We start from the raw sequence: 18,134 nt of genomic DNA on the forward strand, positions 1-18,134 counted from the left end.
GCCTCGAAGATCCTGCCGATCGCGCGCCTGGACGAGGAGCAGGTCAAGGTCGCGCTCGACCTGATCCACGACCGCCGCGCCGAGGGCTACGACCCCCTCCAGAAGCTCATGGAGCTCTTCGAGGGCGTCAACATGAAGTCGATGAAGGCCGGCAAGGCGGAGGAGCTGCTCGCTCTGCCGCTGGACGAGCGCCTCAAGCGCCGGATCATCGACGGCGAGAAGAACGGCCTGGAGGCCGACCTCGACGAGGCACTCCAGACGCGCCCGGCGCTGGACATCGTCAACGAAACCCTCCTCGACGGCATGAAGGTCGTCGGCGAGCTCTTCGGCTCCGGCCGGATGCAGCTCCCCTTCGTCCTCCAGTCCGCGGAGGTCATGAAGACCGCGGTCGCCCACCTCGAACCGCACATGGAGAAGGTCGAGGGCGAGGACGGCAAGGGCACGATCGTGCTCGCCACGGTCCGCGGCGACGTCCACGACATCGGCAAGAACCTCGTCGACATCATCCTGTCCAACAACGGCTACAACGTCGTCAACCTGGGCATCAAGCAGCCCGTCTCCGCGATCCTGGAGGCCGCCGAGGAGCACCGCGCCGACGTCATCGGCATGTCGGGACTCCTCGTCAAGTCCACCGTGATCATGAAGGAGAACCTGGAGGAGCTCAACCAGCGCAAGCTGGCTGCCGACTACCCGGTGATCCTCGGTGGCGCCGCGCTGACCAGGGCGTACGTCGAGCAGGACCTGCACGAGATCTACGAGGGCGAGGTCCGCTACGCCCGCGACGCCTTCGAGGGCCTGCGCCTGATGGACGCGCTCGTCGCCGTCAAGCGCGGTGTCCCCGGAGCCGTACTGCCCGAGCTCAAGCAGCGCCGCGTGCGGGCCACCACCGCCGTGGAGGTCACCGAGCCCGAAGAAGGCGGCCGCTCCGACGTCTCCACCGACAACGCGGTGCCTGAGCCTCCGTTCTGGGGCACGCGCGTCATCAAGGGCATCCAGCTCAAGGAGTACGCGAGCTGGCTCGACGAGGGCGCCCTGTTCAAGGGCCAGTGGGGACTCAAGCAGGCCCGCACCGGCGAGGGCCCGAGCTACGAGGAGCTCGTCGAGACGGAGGGCCGTCCCCGGCTGCGCGGCTGGCTCGACCAGCTGCACACCCAGAACATGCTGGAGGCAGCGGTCGTCTACGGCTACTTCCCCTGTGTGTCCAAGGGCGACGACCTGATCATCCTGGGCGAGGACGGCGCCGAGCGCACCCGCTTCACCTTCCCGCGCCAGCGCCGGGGCCGCCGCCTCTGCCTCGCCGACTTCTTCCGCCCGGAGGAGTCCGGCGAGACCGATGTCGTCGGACTTCAGGTCGTCACCGTCGGCTCCCGTATCGGCGAGGCCACGGCCAAGCTCTTCGAGGCCGACTCCTACCGCGACTACCTGGAGCTGCACGGCCTGTCGGTGCAGCTGGCAGAGGCGCTCGCCGAGTACTGGCACGCGCGCGTCCGCTCGGAGCTCGGCTTCGCAGGCGAGGACCCCGCCGACGTCGAGGACATGTTCGCCCTCAAGTACCGCGGCGCGCGCTTCTCCCTCGGCTACGGCGCCTGCCCGGACCTGGAGGACCGCGCCAAGATCGCGGAGCTGCTCCAGCCCGAGCGGATCGGCGTGCACCTCTCCGAGGAGTTCCAGCTGCACCCCGAGCAGTCCACCGACGCGATCGTCATCCACCACCCCGAGGCGAAGTACTTCAACGCCCGGTAGGCCCCAATGCTCGAGGGAGCCCGTCGGACCGTCCCTGACCTCCGGTGGACCCCCGGCTGACGTCCGCCGGGCGCCCGAGCGGGCGACAGTCCGACGGGCCGGGGGAAACAACAGCGCGCCCCGGAGCATCGAGACGTACACTGGTCGGTCCAGTGCAGGCCGGCAGCCTTTCCCAGCTGGGAGGGCGGCCGGCCTTCTCGTCCCTCATGGAGGTGTGCCGGATGACCAGTACGGTCCCCGCGTCCCTGACCCGTACGGCGGAAGGCTCGGCCCTCCAGGCCGTCTTCCTCGACATGGACGGCACCCTGGTCGACACCGAGGGATTCTGGTGGGACGCGGAGGTCGAGGCGTTCGCCGCCCTGGGCCACCGGCTCGACGAGGCCTGGCGCGACGTGGTCGTCGGCGGCCCGATGAGCCGCAGCGCCGGCTACCTCATCAAGGCCACCGGCGCCGACATCACCCTCGCCGAGCTCACCGTCCTGCTGAACGAGAAGTTCGTGGAGCGCATCGACCGGGGAGTGCCGCTGATGCCCGGGGCCGAGCGCCTGCTCGCCGAGCTGACCGCCCACAACATCCCCACCGCCCTGGTGTCGGCCTCGCACCGGCACGTCATCGACCGCGTCCTCGCTTCGCTCGGCCGTGACCGCTTCACCCTCACCGTGGCGGGCGACGAGGTGGGGCGCACCAAGCCGCACCCGGAGCCCTACCTGCTCGCCGCCCGAGGCCTCGGCGCCGACCCCGCCCGGTGCGCGGTCATCGAGGACACGGCGACCGGCGTGGCGTCCGCCGAGGCAGCGGGGTGCCGGGTCGTCGCCGTGCCCTCCGTCGCGCCCATCGCCCCTTCCGACGGCCGGGTCGTCGTGCGGTCCCTCGAAGAAGTCGACCTCCGCTTTCTCCGGACCCTGATCACACGAATGAACTGAACCGCGCACCCAGCGTGCGCCGCGGGAAATGCGCGGAAAAAATGACCGGGCCCCTCACCGAAAAGCCGCCTGAGTGACCTTCGTCACCCAGTGTGGCGCCCGGGAGGTGGCCCGGTAGGGCGTCATGTCCGGATCGAGCCACTTCAGGCACGCCCATGTGTCCCGATTCATGGAGTGGTGTACGAATCATTCCCTCGCATGATCATCGATTCCCGTGCATTACCGATCACTGTGCGATTACTCCCCAACTCGGCCCGAGTCCTGCTTTCCTGGCGCCGCCCACTAATCTTTCGCGAGTACTTCGCCGCACCATCCGCGTGCCCCGGTGTCAACCAAGTCACCGCGAACACAGGACCGATCGCACTGTTTCCCGGCCCGATCGCCCCGCCCCGACCGGGCGGCCGCGGCGGAGTGTCCATGACACCGCTGTATCTCAGTGCCGGATGAGGGAGAACGTCCAGGATGAACCGCAAGACTTTGGTGCTGCCGGCCGTGGTCGGCCTGCTCGCGCCCGTGCTCGTCGCCTGTGGCGGCTCGGAAGGCGGGTCCGGCGGTGGCAACGCCATAGTCGTCGGCACCACGGACCAGTTCGTCGCGACCAAGGAAGCCCCCGCGCCCTTCGACCCGGCCTTCGCCTACGACACCGGCGCCTGGAACGTCCTGCGGCAGACCGTGCAGACGCTGATGCACGTGCCCCGCGGCGGCGGCCTGCCCGTCCCGGACGCCGCCGAGAAGTGCGGCTTCACCGACAAGGCCAGCGAGAGCTACCGCTGCACCCTGCGTGACGGGCTCACCTTCGCGGACGGCAAGGCGATCACCAGCGCGGACGTGAAGTTCTCCATCGAGCGCGTCCTGGACATCAAGTCCGACAACGGCACGGCGGCCCTGCTCGCCAACGTCGACGCCGTCGAGCCCAAGGGCGAGAAGGAGGTGGTCTTCCACCTCAAGACCCCGGACGCCACCTTCCCGTACAAGCTCTCCACCCCGGTCGCCGGCATCCTCAGCAAGGACAAGTACGACGGCAAGAAGCTCCGCGACGGCTTCGCCATCGACGGCTCCGGCCCGTACACCGTGAAGATCGAGCACGACGGCGAGCAGGCCACCAGGGCCGTCTTCACGAAGAACGCCAAGTACAAGGGCGACGTCAAGCTCCGTAACGACAGGGTCGAGCTGCGCTCCTTCGGCGACGCCGACGCCATGGGCGCGGCGCTCGACGCGCGCAAGATCGACATGATGACCCGGACCCTGTCGCCGGAGCAGATCAAGAGCTTCACGGAGAAGCCCAAGGAAGGCATCGAGCTCACCGAGGTGCCCGGCCTCGAGATCCGCTACCTCGGCTTCAACACCCAGGCCCCCTCGGTCAAGGACAAGGCCGTCCGCCAGGCGATGGCCGCCGTCGTCGACCGCGGCCGGATCCTCGCCGGCGTCTACGGCTCCACCGCGCAGCCGCTGTACTCGCTGATCCCCTCCAGCATCGCCACGCACACCAACTCGTTCTTCAACAAGTACGGCGAGCCGAACCCGAAGAAGGCCGCCTCGATCCTGCGTGGCGCGGACATCACCACCCCGGTGAAGCTGACCCTGAACTACACCACCGACCACTACGGCCCGGGCACGGCCAAGGAGTTCGAGGCGCTGCGCGACCAGCTCAACGCCACCCAGCTCTTCGACGTGACCGTCCAGGGCACCGAGTGGGCCAAGTTCCGCCCCGCCCAGAAGCGTGGGGACTACGCCGTCTACGGCCTCGGCTGGTTCCCCGACTTCCCGGACCCGGACAACTACATCGCGCCGTTCCTCGACGCGGACAACTTCCTCAACACGCCCTACGCCAACAAGGCCGTCCGCGACCAGCTGATCCCGCAGTCGCGACGGGAGGCCGACCGCAGCAGGGCGGCCGCCACCTTCGAGCAGATGCAGGACATCGTCGCCGGCGACGTCCCGGTTCTGCCCCTGTGGCAGGGCAAGCAGTACGTCGCCGCGCGCGATGACGTGACCGGCGTCGAATGGGCGCTGAACACCTCCTCGGACCTGCAGCTCTGGGAGCTCGGCCGCGGCACCGCCTGACCCCTTCGTCACCCCGGCCGCGCGCTCCCGCGCGGCCGGTTGAAAGAGATACACGAGGCAAGGTTCTGTGAAGGCACATAACAAGTGGCTGACCGCTCCGCTCGTCGCTGGGCTGTCGGCCGCGCTGCTCAGCGGCTGCGGTACGGACAAGGGCCCGGGCCAGGGCGCGAATGGGTCCGTGGTCGTCGGTATGTCGGACGAGGTCCTGGCCACGGATCCGGCCGCGGGCTACGACCCCGGCTCCTGGCTGCTGTTCAACAATGTCTTCCAGTCCCTTCTCAGCTTCCCCAAGGGCGCCTCGTCACCCGAGCCCGAAGCCGCCGAGAAGTGCGAATTCGCCAAGGGCGGCACCACCGTCTACCGCTGCACCCTGCGGGACGGCCTGAAGTTCACCAACGGGAACGCGCTGACGTCGAAGGATGTGAAGTACTCCTTCGAGCGCGCCCTGAAGATCGACGACCCGTCCGGCCCGGCGCCCCTGCTGGCGACGATCGCCAAGATCGAAACGCCGGACGACCGGACGGTCGTCTTCACGCTCAAGGTTCCCGACGCGACCTTCCCCAGCAAGATCGCCTCCGGTGCGGGGTCCATCGTCGACCACCGCGAGTACACCGAGGACGGGCTGCGCACCGACGGCAAGGCCGTCGGCTCGGGCCCGTACAAGCTGGAGTCCTTCGACGACGGTCAGGCCGTCTTCTCGGTCAACCCCGAGTACCGGGGCACCGCCAAGGCGAACAACGGCGGCGTCACCCTCAAGTTCTTCCGCGGGGACCGCGAGGCGCTGTCCGAAGCGCTCGGCAAGGGCGACATCGACATCGCCTACCGTGGCCTCGCCTCCGAGGACATCGCCGCGCTCGAGCAGTCCGAGACGCCCGACGCACTGGGCAGCGAGGTCCTCGAAGGCTCCAGCGCCGAAGTCCAGCACCTGGTCTTCAACGTGAACGACCCGGTCACGGGCAAGCTCGGCGTCCGCAAGGCCATCGCGCACCTCGTCGACCGCGACGCCCTCGTCCGGGACGTCTACCGCTCGACGGCCAGCCCGCTCTACTCGATCGTCCCGGCCGGCATCATCGGCCACAACACGGCCTTCTTCGACGCCTATGGCGGTCGCCCGGACGCCGCCAAGGCGCGCAAGGCGCTGCGCTCCGCCGGCGTCAAGGGCAAGGTCAAGCTCACCCTCTGGTCCACGCCGAGCCGCTACGGCCCGTCCACCGACCAGGAGTTGAAGGCGATAGCCGAGCAGCTCAACAACAGCGGGCTGTTCGAGGCGACGATGAAGTCGGTCCCGATCGAGCAGTACGAGAAGGACATCGAGGCGGGCAAGTACGGCGTCTACGTGAAGGGATGGGTCCCCGACTACCCGGACCCGGACAACTTCACGGCCCCGTTCTTCGGCGAGGGCAACGTCCTCGGCAACAACTACAAGAACGAGAAGATCACCGGGACGCTCATCCCGAGGACCTCGGCCGCCACCGACCGCCAGGCGACCGAGAAGGACTTCGCGGAGCTCCAGGACCTGGTGGCCAAGGACGTCCCGGTCATCCCGCTCTGGCAGGGCAAGCAGTACGCGGTCGCCCACGACGACATCACCGGTCTGGAGTGGACGCTGGACGCCTCGACGGTCTTCCGCTTCTGGGAGATCAAGAAGGACTAGGCCGCGGCCGACCGACAGCAGTGTGCCCCTGGGACCACCGGTCCCAGGGGCACACGCACGTCACCAGGCGGTGGATCGAGCGCCGGGATGCCGCCGTACGTCCGCCCTCCCGCTGCCCTCCTGAAGGGCGCTGCTGCCGTACTGCCGCCGTTCCACGGCGCTGGTGACACCCGGGCCGCTCCGGACCGGCTACTGGGCCCCTGGGCGCACCAGGCCGCTTTCGTAGGCGTACACGGCGGCCTGCACCCGGTCGCGCAGGCCCAGCTTCGTCAGCACATGACCCACATGTGTCTTGACCGTCGTCTCGCTGACGAACAGGTCGGCCGCGATCTCCGCGTTGGACAGGCCCCGCGCCACCAGCTTGAGCACCTCCACCTCGCGCTCGGTCAGCGTGTTCAGCGCGTCCGGCACCGGCTCCTCGCCGGAGGGCAGATGGTCCGCGTACTTGTCGAGCAGCCGCCGCGTGATGCTGGGAGCCAGCATCGCCTCGCCACCGGCGACCACCCGGATCGCCTGCACCAGCTCATTGGCGGGCGCGTCCTTGAGCAGAAAACCACTCGCCCCGGCGCGCAGCGCCTCCACCACGTACTCGTCGAGGTCGAACGTGGTCAGCACCAGCACCTTCGCGGGCCCGTCGCGGCCCGGCCCGGTGATCTGCCGGGTCGCCTCGACCCCGTCCATCCGCGGCATCCGGATGTCCATCAGCACCACATCGGGCTGCAACGCCCTCACCTGGTCGAGCGCCTGGAGGCCGTCCCCGGCCTCGCCGACGACCGCGATGTCCTGCTCCGCCTCCAGAATCATCCGGAAGCCGGTGCGCAGCAGGGGCTGGTCGTCGACCAATAGGACGCGGATCGCCACGGGTTCTCCTTCGCTAGACGCGCCCCATTCTGCCCTGGCACCCCGCGCCCGACTCCGCCGGGCACACCGCACACCGCGCCGCCGCCGACGTGGTTCGCGTCACTCCCCGCCGCGGTCCTCCTGGACCGGGGCGGCCGTTGCCACGGGGGCGGTGGGAGTCACCGAAGGAGCCGCGGGCTCTCCCGGGCCCGGGACCTCCGCCGCCGGGACCTCCGCCTGTGACGGGACCTGTGCCGCCCCCGGCATCCCGATGCTCAGCGGATACACGGGGGGAGTCCCGCCGAACTCCGGACACAGGGCCTGGTGGTCGCACCACCCGCACAGCTTCGTCGGACGCGGCCGCCAGTCGCCCGTCTCCGTCGCCTCCTTGATCGCTTCCCACAGCGCCAGCAGCTTCCGCTCCACCCGCTGCAGATCCGCCTCCACCGGGTCATACGTCAGGACGTCACCACTGCCCAGGTAGACCAGCTGCAGCCGGCGCGGAAGCACCCCCTTCAGCCGTCGGATCACCAGCGCGTAGAAGGTCATCTGGAACAGCGCGCCCTCGCTGTACTCCGGCCGCGGAGCCTTGCCCGTCTTGTAGTCGACGATCCGCACCTCGCCCGTCGGCGTCACGTCGATTCGGTCGATCACGCCCCGCAGCCGGAGCCCCGAGTCCAGCTCGGTCTCCACGAACAGCTCCCGCTCGGCCGGCTCCAGGCGCGTCGGATCCTCCAGCGTGAACCACCGCTCGACCAGCCGCTCCGCCTCGCCCAGCCAGCGCCGCAGCCGCTCACCCTCCTCGTCCGCCGCGAACAGGTCCCCGAGCTCCGGCTTCGACTCCAGGAGCCGGTCCCACTGCGCCGGGATCATCGCCTTCGCCCGGGGCGCCGTGCGCTCCACCGCCGGATCGTCGAAGAGCCGCTCCAGCACGGCATGGACCAGCGTGCCGCGGGTAGCCGCCTCACTCGGCTTCTCCGGCAGTTTGTCGATCACCCGGAACCGGTACAGCAGAGGACACTGCATGAAATCGCTCGCCCGCGAGGGCGACAACGACGTGGGCTGCCGGGCGTCCGACGGCGGCTGCTGGCTGGTACTCATGACGCAGACCCTACGACCCGCCACTGACAGCGAGCGGAATACCATCGACTCCAGACCCTCACGCACTGCATGATCGAGCCAGTAACCCGGTGACTTCCGGTGAGATGGTGACGAAACGCACAGCACGTGGTCGGTCTCCCGACGCAGGAGCAGGCAACGAAGGGAACCCGTGAAAAAGGACGACGAGAGCGGCGAGAGCACGAGGCCGCGGTCCGACACGGCGCAACCGAACCCCGGCAGCGGCGCCCCCCGGCGCTCCCAGGACGCCGGCGGCGGCATCCTCATGGGCCGCCCGTTCGGAGTGCCCGTCTACGTCGCCCCCAGCTGGTTCCTGGTCGCCGCCCTCATCACCTGGGTGTTCGGCGGCCAGCTCGACCGCGTCCTGCCCGAGCTGGGCAATCTGCGCTACCTCGTCTCGCTCTTCTTCGCGGTCGCCTTCTACGCCTCCGTCCTCGTCCACGAACTCGCCCACACGATCGCCGCCCTGCGCTTCAAACTGCCGGTGCGCCGCATCCAGCTCCAGTTCTTCGGCGGGGTCTCCGAGATCGAGAAGGAGTCCGAGACCCCCGGCCGCGAGTTCGTCCTCGCCTTCGTCGGGCCCCTGCTCTCCCTCGTCCTCGCGGGCGTCTTCTACTTGGGCATGGCCGCCGTGGAACCTGGCACCGTCCCCGGCGTCCTGCTTGCCGGCCTGATGATCTCCAATCTGATCGTCGCCGTCTTCAACCTCCTCCCCGGCCTGCCCCTGGACGGCGGCCGGATGCTCCGCGCCCTCGTCTGGAAGATCACTGGCAAGCCGATGAGCGGCACCGTCGCCGCCGCCTGGGTCGGCAGGGCCCTGGCCGTCAGCGTCCTCGTCGGCCTGCCCCTGCTCACCCACACCGGCGCCCTCGGCAACGCCACCGAGGAGATCAGCGGAATGGACACGGTGATGGACGCGCTCCTCGCCGCCATCCTCGCCGCCATCATCTGGACCGGCGCCGGCAACAGCCTGCGCATGGCGCGGCTGCGCGAACACCTCCCCGAACTGCGCGCCCGCACCCTCACCCGGCGCGCCGTCCCCGTCGAATCCGCCACCCCGCTTTCCGAGGCCCTGCGTCGCGCCAACGAGGCGGGCGCCCGCGCCCTCGTCGTCGTCGACGGTCAGGGCACCCCCACCGGCCTCGTCCGCGAGACGGCCATCGTGGGCGTCCCCCAGCACCGCCGGCCCTGGGTGGCCGTCAGCGGCCTCGCCCAGGACCTCACCGACGACATGCGCATCCCGGCCGAACTGGCCGGCGAGCCGCTCCTCGACCGGCTGCGCGCCCATCCGGCCACCGAGTACCTCGTCGTCGAGGAGACCGGCGAGATCTACGGCGTCCTGTCGACCATGGACGTCGAGCGGGCCTTCGTCAGGGCCATGGCACGACCCACCACATAGCTGCCGGTAGGCTGGTCACATGTCCGAACCGACCGGTGCCGCCCGCCGTCGCGGGCCCTTCAAGGTCGGGGACCAGGTCCAGCTCACCGACCCCAAGGGACGCCACTACACGTTCACGCTCGAGGCCGGGAAGAATTTCCACACCCACAAGGGTTCCTTCCCCCACGACGAGCTGATCGGTGCTCCCGAGGGCAGTGTTGTCCGTACCACGGGAAACGTCGCCTACCTCGCGCTGCGCCCCCTGCTCCCCGACTACGTCCTGTCCATGCCCCGCGGCGCCGCCGTGGTCTACCCCAAGGACGCGGGGCAGATCCTGGCCTTCGCCGACATCTTCCCCGGCGCCCGCGTCGTGGAGGCCGGGGTGGGTTCCGGCTCGCTCAGCAGCTTCCTGCTCCGTGCCATCGGAGACGAGGGCATGCTGCACTCCTACGAGCGCCGCGAGGACTTCGCCGAGATCGCCAAGGGCAATGTCGAGCGCTACTTCGGTGGCCCGCACCCCGCCTGGCAGCTCACCGTCGGTGACCTCCAGGACAACCTGTCCGACACCGACGTCGACCGAGTCATCCTGGACATGCTGGCGCCCTGGGAGTGCCTGGAGGCCGTCTCCAAGGCGCTCGTGCCCGGCGGCATCCTCTGCTGCTACGTGGCGACCACCACCCAGCTCGCGCGCACCGTGGAGTCCATCCGCGAGTTCGGCTGCTACGCGGAGCCCCAGCCGTGGGAGTCGATGATCCGCAACTGGCACGTCGAGGGCCTGGCCGTCCGCCCCGACCACCGGATGATCGGACACACCGGCTTCCTGGTCACCGCCCGCCGCCTCGCGGACGGCGTGGAGCCCCCGATGCGCCGCCGCCGCCCCGCCAAGGGCGCGTACGGCGAGGACTACGAAGGTCCCAACAAGGGCTGACGCCTCCCCAAAGCACCGGTGCCGCCGTCGAGTTCCCCTCCCGGGACGGGAACTCGACGGCGGCACCTTCACGTTCGGAGGCCGTATGTTCCGTACGGCTGCGAACCCCAGCTGTTCCGCCCTCCTGTGACGTGTGGCACGATGCTGGCCACCCCCACCGCACGACCGCCACAGGAGACATCCCGCGTGCAGACCTCCGTCGTCCCGGACCTCGCGCACACCCATGCCCGCCCGGTGCACTGGCTCGCCACGGCCACCGCGATGGCCGGGGTCGTCGCGGCCGCCGGTCTGCTGCAACCCGGCCCCGCCACTGCCTCCCAGACGGCCCCCCAGGCCGCCCCCGCCGCCGTGGCGGCGCCCGACCCGGCCGCCGTGCGGTTCCCCCTCGAATGCGGCCCCGTGGGCAGCGTGGTGGCCCGCAGGGCGTCAGGGGACCTCGATGGGGACGGGCGTCCTGAGACCGTCGCGGTGGTCCACTGCGACGCCGGCTCCGGGACGCCACCGAGCGGCGTCTACGTCCTGACCCTCGGGAGGGACGCCGCCGCGCGCGTGGTGGCCACCCTGGTCGAGCCCGGCCGGAAGAAGAACGTCGAGTCCCTCGCGGTACGTGACGGATCGGTCACGGCGACGCTGCTCGGCTATTCGTCACCGGACGTGCCGGGCTGCTGTCCCGATCAGAGGGAGCGGGTCAAGTGGCAGTGGAGGGGCGGGAAGTTCGTCCGCACCACCCAGGTCGAAGCGCTGAGTGCCTGAGCGGTCACTCGGCGTCGGGACCGTAGACCTCGACCCTGTCCGAGACGCGCCGGACGTGAATGCAGTCGCCCGGGCACTCCTTCGCGGAGTCCACGACGTCCTGCAGGAGGGTCAGCGGCACGGGCGTCGTCGCCCCCGGGGCCTGCAGCAGCTCGTCCTCCCCGTCCTTCACATAGGCCAGGCCGTCGATGTCGAGCTCGAAGACCTCCGGGGCGTACTGCGCGCAGATCCCGTCACCGGTGCAGAGATCCTGGTCGATCCAGACCTCCAGAGCCTCCCCGGCCGGTGCGGTCGGAGCCTCGTGCTGCACGGTCATATCTCCTGCCGTTTCCTGCGTCGGATGAGCTTCGCGCTTCTAAGTCGGGCCAGCCCTGACGGGTGTTGACCACCCCGACGATACAACCGCCCGCTTTCCGATGTTGATGGGTGGGTATTCCCCTGGCGTGAGGGAGAGCGCAAGGGTGAAGATCGGACACACCTCGACAGTCTTTGTGATCTAGGGGTTTCAATCGACACCCACCCAGGTAGGGTCAGGAAGCGTCCAGCTCCCCTTGGAGGAGGTGAGGACCGTGGCAGCCCACGACGACGACATCAACCGCGGCATCCGGCCGGGGCGGGGGTCTGAAGACCCTGCCGGCCAGGTTGCCTATCTCGAGCAGGAAATCGCCGTCCTGCGACGTAAGCTCGCCGACTCTCCGCGTCATACGAGGATTCTCGAAGAGCGGATCGTCGAGCTGCAGACCAACCTGGCCGGCGTGTCCGCTCAGAACGAGCGGCTCGCGAATACGCTCCGTGAGGCCCGCGACCAGATCGTGGCCCTCAAGGAGGAGGTCGACCGGCTCGCACAGCCGCCGGCCGGCTTCGGTGTCTTCCTGCAGGCGAACGAGGACGGCACGTGCGACATCTTCACCGGGGGCCGCAAGCTCCGGGTGAACGTCAGTCCCAGCGTCGAGCTCGACGAGCTCCGGCGCGGCCAGGAAGTCATGCTCAACGAGGCGCTCAACGTGGTCGAGGCCATGGAGTTCGAGCGTGCCGGGGACATCGTCACCCTCAAGGAGATCCTTGAGGACGGCGAGCGTGCCCTGGTGATCGGGCACACCGACGAGGAACGGGTGGTCAGGCTCGCCGAGCCGCTGCTGGACATCACCATCCGCCCCGGCGACGCCCTGCTGCTCGAGCCCAGGTCCGGCTATGTCTACGAAGTGGTCCCCAAGAGCGAGGTCGAGGAGCTCGTCCTCGAAGAGGTCCCGGACGTCGACTACGACAAGATCGGCGGTCTGGGCAACCAGATCGAGCTGATCCGCGACGCGGTCGAGCTTCCGTACCTCTACCCGGACCTCTTCAAGGAGCACGAACTGCGGCCCCCGAAGGGCATCCTGCTCTACGGTCCGCCCGGCTGCGGCAAGACGCTGATCGCGAAGGCCGTCGCCAACTCCCTTGCCAAGAAGGTCGCCGAGGTGACCGGTCAGCCCGCGGGGAAGAGCTACTTCCTCAACATCAAGGGCCCCGAGCTCCTCAACAAGTACGTCGGTGAGACCGAGCGGCACATCCGCCTCGTCTTCCAGCGTGCCCGGGAGAAGGCGAGCGAGGGCACCCCTGTCATCGTCTTCTTCGACGAGATGGAATCCCTCTTCCGCACCCGTGGCTCCGGTGTCAGCTCGGACGTGGAGAACACCATCGTCCCCCAGCTGCTCGCCGAGATCGACGGCGTGGAGGGCCTGGAGAACGTCATCGTCATCGGCGCCTCCAACCGTGAGGACATGATCGACCCCGCGATCCTGCGGCCGGGCCGGCTCGACGTCAAGATCAAGATCGAGCGTCCGGACGCCGAGGCCGCGAAGGACATCTTCGCGAAGTACCTCACGGCCTCGCTGCCGCTGCACGCGGACGACCTGTCCGAGCACAGCGGCTCCAAGGCGGCAGCTGCCCACGCCATGATCCAGTCGGTCGTGGAGCAGATGTACGCGGAGTCCGAGGAGAACCGCTTCCTCGAGGTCACCTACGCCAATGGCGACAAGGAAGTCCTGTACTTCAAGGACTTCAACTCCGGCGCGATGATCCAGAACATCGTCGACCGGGCCAAGAAGATGGCCATCAAGGCCTTCCTCGACCACAACCAGAAGGGCCTTCGGGTCTCCCACCTCCTCCAGGCATGCGTGGACGAGTTCAAGGAGAACGAGGACCTGCCCAACACCACGAACCCGGACGACTGGGCCCGGATCTCCGGAAAGAAGGGCGAGCGGATCGTCTTCATCCGCACCCTTGTCACCGGAAAGCAGGGCGCGGACACCGGCCGCTCCATCGACACGGTGGCGAACACCGGTCAGTACCTGTAAGACACCGGCCGGCTGCGGATGTCCTGGGGTCCCCCGCGAAAGGCGGGGGAGGGCGTCCGCAGCCGGTTGCATTCCACGGTCTTCGGCCATGATTCGACGACACCGGAGCAATGACGGAATTGATCTCCCCACCAGCGCAGAGCCGCTCTAGGCTCTTCGGTACCGCCGGGTCGCGCAGTGCGGGGACGGGCACCGCACACGCACCGGAGAAGCAGCGGTACTTGAGCGCCGTTCCCGAGCGGGAGCGCCGCCGGGCAAGGAGGGCCGCATGACCGTACGGCGAGTAATGGGCATCGAGACGGAGTACGGCATCTCCGTTCCGGGCCACCCGAACGCCAATGCCATGCTCACCTCGTCCCAGATCGTCAACGCGTACGCGGCGGCGATGCACCGGGCGCGCCGCGCCCGCTGGGACTTCGAGGAGGAGAACCCGCTGCGGGACGCCCGCGGCTTCGACCTCGCCCGCGAGGCCGCCGACTCCAGCCAGCTCACCGACGAGGACATCGGCCTGGCCAATGTCATCCTCACCAACGGCGCCCGGCTCTACGTGGACCACGCGCACCCGGAGTACAGCGCCCCAGAGGTCACCAATCCCCGCGACGCCGTGCTCTGGGACAAGGCCGGCGAGCGGATCATGGCGGAGGCCGCCGAGCGCGCGGCCCAGCTCCCCGGGGCCCAGCCGATCCACCTCTACAAGAACAACACCGACAACAAGGGCGCGTCCTACGGCACGCACGAGAACTACCTGATGAAGCGGGAGACCGCCTTCTCGGACATCGTGCGCCACCTCACGCCCTTCTTCGTCTCCCGGCAGGTCGTCACGGGTGCCGGCCGAGTGGGCATCGGCCAGGACGGCCGCGAGCACGGCTTCCAGCTCAGTCAGCGCGCGGACTACTTCGAGGTCGAGGTCGGCCTGGAGACCACCCTCAAGCGGCCGATCATCAACACCCGCGACGAGCCGCACGCCGACGCGGAGAAGTACCGCAGGCTCCACGTGATCATCGGCGACGCGAATCTGTCCGAGATCTCGACCTACCTGAAGCTCGGCACGACCTCCCTGGTCCTCTCCATGATCGAGGACGGCTTCATCAATGTCGACCTGGCCGTGGACCAGCCGGTCCGCACCCTGCACCAGGTGTCCCACGACCCCACGCTGCAACACCTGATCACTCTCCGCAGCGGCCGGACACTCACCAGCGTCCAGCTCCAGATGGAGTACTTCGAGCTCGGGCGCAAGTACGTCGAGGAGCGCTTCGGGGCGGACGCCGACGAGCAGACCAAGGACATCCTCGTGCGCTGGGAGGACACCCTCAACCGGCTCGAGAACGATCCGATGAGCCTCTCCGGTGAGCTGGACTGGGTCGCCAAGCGGGAGCTCATGGAGGGCTACCGGCGCCGTGACAGCCTCGACTGGGACGCCGCCCGGCTGCACCTCGTCGACCTCCAGTACGCCGACGTACGGCCCGACAAGGGCCTGTACAACCGTCTGGTGGCCCGCGGGAAGATGAAGCGGCTCCTGGACGAGACAGCGGTGGAGAGGGCCGAGACCAAGCCCCCTGAGGACACCCGGGCCTACTTCCGGGGCCGCTGCCTGGAGCAGTACGCCGACGACGTGGCCGCTGCCTCCTGGGACTCGGTCATCTTCGACCTGCCGGGCCGCGACTCGCTCCAGCGCGTCCCGACCCTGGAACCCCTCCGGGGGACCCGTAACCACGTCAAGGAGCTCCTGGACCGGTGTCGTACGGCCGAGGAGCTCGTCCGCGTCCTTTCGGGCGGCTGAGGGCCCCTGGCGGGGCGCGGGGGCGGCCCCGGACCAGGCCGCGCACGCCCGGGGCTCCGAGTACGGCTGAAAGGGTCCCCGGCCGGGAATCATGGTGGTGGCCCCCGGACGTTCCCGTAACTGCGGGGCCGATGTCAGACCTGGCTTGTAGGGTCTGATCTTGAGAGACCGAACCAGGCGGGCAAACCGAGCGGGGTGAGGGAAATGGCGACCAAGGACACCGGCGGCGGACAGCAGAAGTCGACGCGTTCCACCGAGGAGGTCGAGGAGCAGGCGCAGGACGCGCAGGCATCCGAGGACCTCAAGGAGCGTCAGGAAAAGCTCTCGGACGACGTCGACTCCGTACTCGACGAGATCGACGACGTTCTCGAGGAGAACGCCGAGGACTTCGTGCGGTCCTTTGTGCAAAAGGGCGGCGAGTAGTCCCGGACTGCCTCCGGGACCACCGCAGTTGTCCGTTCCGGTGTCCGCGGCGAAAGCTGTCGGCACCGGGACGGATGACCGGCGGCGACACGGGTAAGGTCCGTGCACAGTACGCAAGATCGGCCCGGCCGTCCCACTGGCGGGCCGCCTCTCTCATCCGGAAGGAAACGCGTGGAAGCCAACCCTCGTAGCACCGGGCGTCTGCCGGCAGCCTTCCTGACGCCGGGCTCGTCCTCGTTCCTGGACTTCCTGGCCGACCACTCGCCCGAGATGCTGCCGGGCAATCGGAGTCTGCCCGTGCAGGGCGCCATCGAGGCACCGCACGGGACGACCATCGTCGCCACGACCTTCCCCGGCGGCGTGGTGCTCGCCGGTGACCGGCGCGCCACGATGGGCAACATGATCGCGCAGCGTGACATCGAGAAGGTCTTCCCCGCCGACGAGTACTCGGCCGTGGGCATCGCCGGCACCGCCGGCCTCGCCGTGGAGATGGTCAAGCTCTTCCAGCTGGAACTGGAGCACTTCGAGAAGGTCGAAGGCGTCCAGCTCTCCCTGGAGGGCAAGGCCAACCGGCTCTCCACGATGATCCGCAGCAATCTGGGCATGGCCATGCAGGGCCTGGCCGTCGTCCCGCTCTTCGCGGGCTGGGACGTGGACCGCGAGAAGGGCCGCATCTTCTCGTACGACGTCACCGGCGGCCGTTCCGAGGAGCAGGGGTACGCGGCCACCGGCTCCGGCTCGATCTTCGCCCGTGGAGCGATGAAGAAGCTCTACCGCAGCGATCTGACGGAGGAACAGGCCATCACCCTCGTCATCCAGGCGCTGTACGACGCCGCCGACGACGACTCGGCGACCGGCGGTCCGGACGTGGCCCGCCGGATCTACCCCATCGTCACCGTCATCACGGACGAGGGCTTCCGCCGCCTCACCGAGGCGGAGTCCTCCGATGTCGCCCGCTCGATCCTGGAGCGCCGTCTCGAACAGCCCGACGGCCCGCGCGCCGCGCTGCTCTGATGATCCGCCAGCCACGGCTGGAAGGTGCCTCCACGCCAATAACAGAAAGGGACGGATAGCCGGTGTCGACGCCGTTCTATGTCTCACCTCAACAGGCCATGGCCGACCGGGCGGAGTACGCCCGCAAGGGCATCGCCCGTGGACGCAGCCTCGTAGTGCTGCAGTACGCCGACGGCATTGTCTTCGTCGGCGAGAACCCGTCCCGCGCGCTGCACAAGTTCAGCGAGATCTACGACCGGATCGGCTTCGCCGCGGCCGGCAAGTACAACGAGTACGAGAACCTCCGCATCGGCGGCGTGCGCTACGCCGACCTGCGCGGCTACACGTACGACCGTGACGACGTCACCGCCCGTGGCCTCGCCAACGTCTACGCCCAGACGCTGGGCACGATCTTCTCCAGCGCCGGCGAGAAGCCGTACGAGGTGGAGCTGGTCGTCGCCGAGGTGGGCGTCTCACCCGAGGGCGATCAGATCTACCGGCTGCCCCACGACGGCTCGATCGTCGACGAGCACGGATCGGTCGCGGTCGGCGGCAACGCCGAGCAGATCGGCAGCTTCCTCGATCAGCGTCACCGTGACGGCATGTCGCTCGCGGAGGCGCTGAAGCTGGCCGTCCAGGCCCTGTCCCGGGACACCAACGGCAGCGAGCGGGAGATCCCCGCGGAGCGCCTGGAGGTGGCGGTCCTGGACCGCACCCGTCCGCAGGAGCGCAAGTTCAAGCGGATCGTCGGCCGCCAGCTTGCCCGTCTCCTGGAGGCGGACGGTGCCCCGTCCACCCCGACGGACGCGCCTTCGGACGAGGCCCCGGAACCGGGCAAGGACGCCCCAGAGGGGCCCCTGCTGTAACCCCGCCCGGTTCGTCCAGGCCGACCCCGGCCCTCCGCACCAGCGGACGGGTCGGGGCTTCGCCGTTCCCGGGGGCCAGGCGGCCGAGGCGGGCGCGGGTGGGCCCGGGGCGTGCCTTGGGCGCCTCGCTGTCCTGCCGGCTGAGGAGAACCCGGTGCCGTCGGCGTCGGCACCGGCCACGGGGCAGACGCGCGGTCACCGCGAGCCCGCGCCCGCCCGGCGCCGGCTTCGGGAGCGGACGGCCGCCGTCGGGTCCGTGGCCGTACCCGCTCGATGCCCCCGAGCACATGACCGACGCTGCCCGCCTGCCGGCATGCCGAGAGCACGTCACCAT

The 18,134-nt window shown here is 69.2% G+C and carries 15 protein-coding genes; 12 read left to right on the forward strand and 3 right to left on the reverse strand.

Features of this window, described 5'->3' with window-relative positions:
• The 4 genes from ACZ7J0_RS26575 to ACZ7J0_RS26590 all read left to right on the forward strand — a co-directional run.
• On the forward strand, positions 1-1,743 hold a 1,743-nt coding region (locus ACZ7J0_RS26575), incomplete at its 5' end, for a vitamin B12 dependent-methionine synthase activation domain-containing protein (protein WP_470891428.1).
• Positions 1,744-1,964: 221 nt separating this feature from the next.
• Positions 1,965-2,666 carry an HAD family hydrolase gene (locus ACZ7J0_RS26580; RefSeq protein ID WP_470891430.1) on the forward strand — a complete coding sequence of 234 codons (702 nt, stop codon included), beginning with the start codon at positions 1,965-1,967 and terminating at the stop codon, positions 2,664-2,666.
• A gap of 462 nt (positions 2,667-3,128) precedes the next feature.
• Positions 3,129-4,730, forward strand: a complete 1,602-nt coding sequence (locus ACZ7J0_RS26585) for an ABC transporter substrate-binding protein (RefSeq protein ID WP_470891432.1) — start codon at positions 3,129-3,131, stop codon at positions 4,728-4,730.
• Between the two features lie 67 nt (positions 4,731-4,797).
• The gene (locus ACZ7J0_RS26590; RefSeq protein ID WP_470891434.1) at positions 4,798-6,384 is read left to right on the forward strand and encodes an ABC transporter substrate-binding protein; all 1,587 of its coding nucleotides are present in this window, start codon (positions 4,798-4,800) and stop codon (positions 6,382-6,384) included.
• A 189-nt stretch (positions 6,385-6,573) separates the two neighbouring features.
• Here ACZ7J0_RS26590 and ACZ7J0_RS26595 read toward each other — a convergent pair whose 3' ends face one another.
• Positions 6,574-7,245 carry a response regulator gene (locus ACZ7J0_RS26595; protein WP_470891436.1) on the reverse strand — a complete coding sequence of 224 codons (672 nt, stop codon included), beginning with the start codon at positions 7,243-7,245 and terminating at the stop codon, positions 6,574-6,576.
• Positions 7,246-7,344: 99 nt separating this feature from the next.
• A complete protein-coding gene (locus ACZ7J0_RS26600; RefSeq protein ID WP_470891650.1) occupies positions 7,345-8,250 on the reverse strand; it encodes a RecB family exonuclease in 906 nt (301 codons plus the stop codon).
• 244 nt (positions 8,251-8,494) lie between these two features.
• Here ACZ7J0_RS26600 and ACZ7J0_RS26605 point away from each other — a divergent pair, with 244 nt between their 5' ends.
• The 3 genes from ACZ7J0_RS26605 to ACZ7J0_RS26615 all read left to right on the forward strand — a co-directional run bounded on the left by ACZ7J0_RS26605 (position 8,495) and on the right by ACZ7J0_RS26615 (position 11,402).
• Positions 8,495-9,742, forward strand: a complete 1,248-nt coding sequence (locus ACZ7J0_RS26605; protein WP_470891437.1) for a site-2 protease family protein — start codon at positions 8,495-8,497, stop codon at positions 9,740-9,742.
• A gap of 19 nt (positions 9,743-9,761) precedes the next feature.
• On the forward strand, positions 9,762-10,649 hold the full coding sequence (locus ACZ7J0_RS26610) for a tRNA (adenine-N1)-methyltransferase (protein WP_468709455.1): 888 nt from the start codon (positions 9,762-9,764) through the stop codon (positions 10,647-10,649).
• Positions 10,650-10,835: 186 nt separating this feature from the next.
• Positions 10,836-11,402, forward strand: coding sequence for a hypothetical protein (locus tag ACZ7J0_RS26615; protein ID WP_470891439.1), 567 nt, complete (start codon positions 10,836-10,838; stop codon positions 11,400-11,402).
• Between the two features lie 4 nt (positions 11,403-11,406).
• Here the strand turns inward: ACZ7J0_RS26615 and ACZ7J0_RS26620 are convergent, their stop codons facing one another.
• Positions 11,407-11,718 (reverse strand): ferredoxin, encoded by a 312-nt coding sequence (locus tag ACZ7J0_RS26620; RefSeq protein ID WP_469122733.1) that lies wholly within the window; start codon positions 11,716-11,718, stop codon positions 11,407-11,409.
• A 253-nt stretch (positions 11,719-11,971) separates the two neighbouring features.
• On the opposite strand from ACZ7J0_RS26620, the gene arc reads away from it, so the two are divergent.
• From arc to prcA, 5 genes are all read left to right on the forward strand, one after another.
• The gene (arc, locus tag ACZ7J0_RS26625) at positions 11,972-13,738 is read left to right on the forward strand and encodes a proteasome ATPase (protein WP_470891442.1); all 1,767 of its coding nucleotides are present in this window, start codon (positions 11,972-11,974) and stop codon (positions 13,736-13,738) included.
• A 268-nt stretch (positions 13,739-14,006) separates the two neighbouring features.
• Positions 14,007-15,518, forward strand: a complete 1,512-nt coding sequence (gene dop / locus ACZ7J0_RS26630; RefSeq protein WP_470891444.1) for a depupylase/deamidase Dop — start codon at positions 14,007-14,009, stop codon at positions 15,516-15,518.
• Positions 15,519-15,722: 204 nt separating this feature from the next.
• Complete coding sequence (locus ACZ7J0_RS26635; RefSeq protein WP_468709447.1) at positions 15,723-15,941, forward strand: ubiquitin-like protein Pup; 219 nt, start codon at positions 15,723-15,725, stop codon at positions 15,939-15,941.
• A 171-nt stretch (positions 15,942-16,112) separates the two neighbouring features.
• Positions 16,113-16,955, forward strand: coding sequence for a proteasome subunit beta (gene prcB / locus ACZ7J0_RS26640; protein WP_470891446.1), 843 nt, complete (start codon positions 16,113-16,115; stop codon positions 16,953-16,955).
• A 62-nt stretch (positions 16,956-17,017) separates the two neighbouring features.
• Positions 17,018-17,800: a proteasome subunit alpha gene (prcA, locus tag ACZ7J0_RS26645; RefSeq protein ID WP_470891448.1), complete on the forward strand. Its 783-nt coding sequence runs from the start codon at positions 17,018-17,020 to the stop codon at positions 17,798-17,800.
• Positions 17,801-18,134 lie beyond the last annotated feature (334 nt).

It is taken from the genome of Streptomyces sp. NPDC038280 (assembly GCF_055600045.1).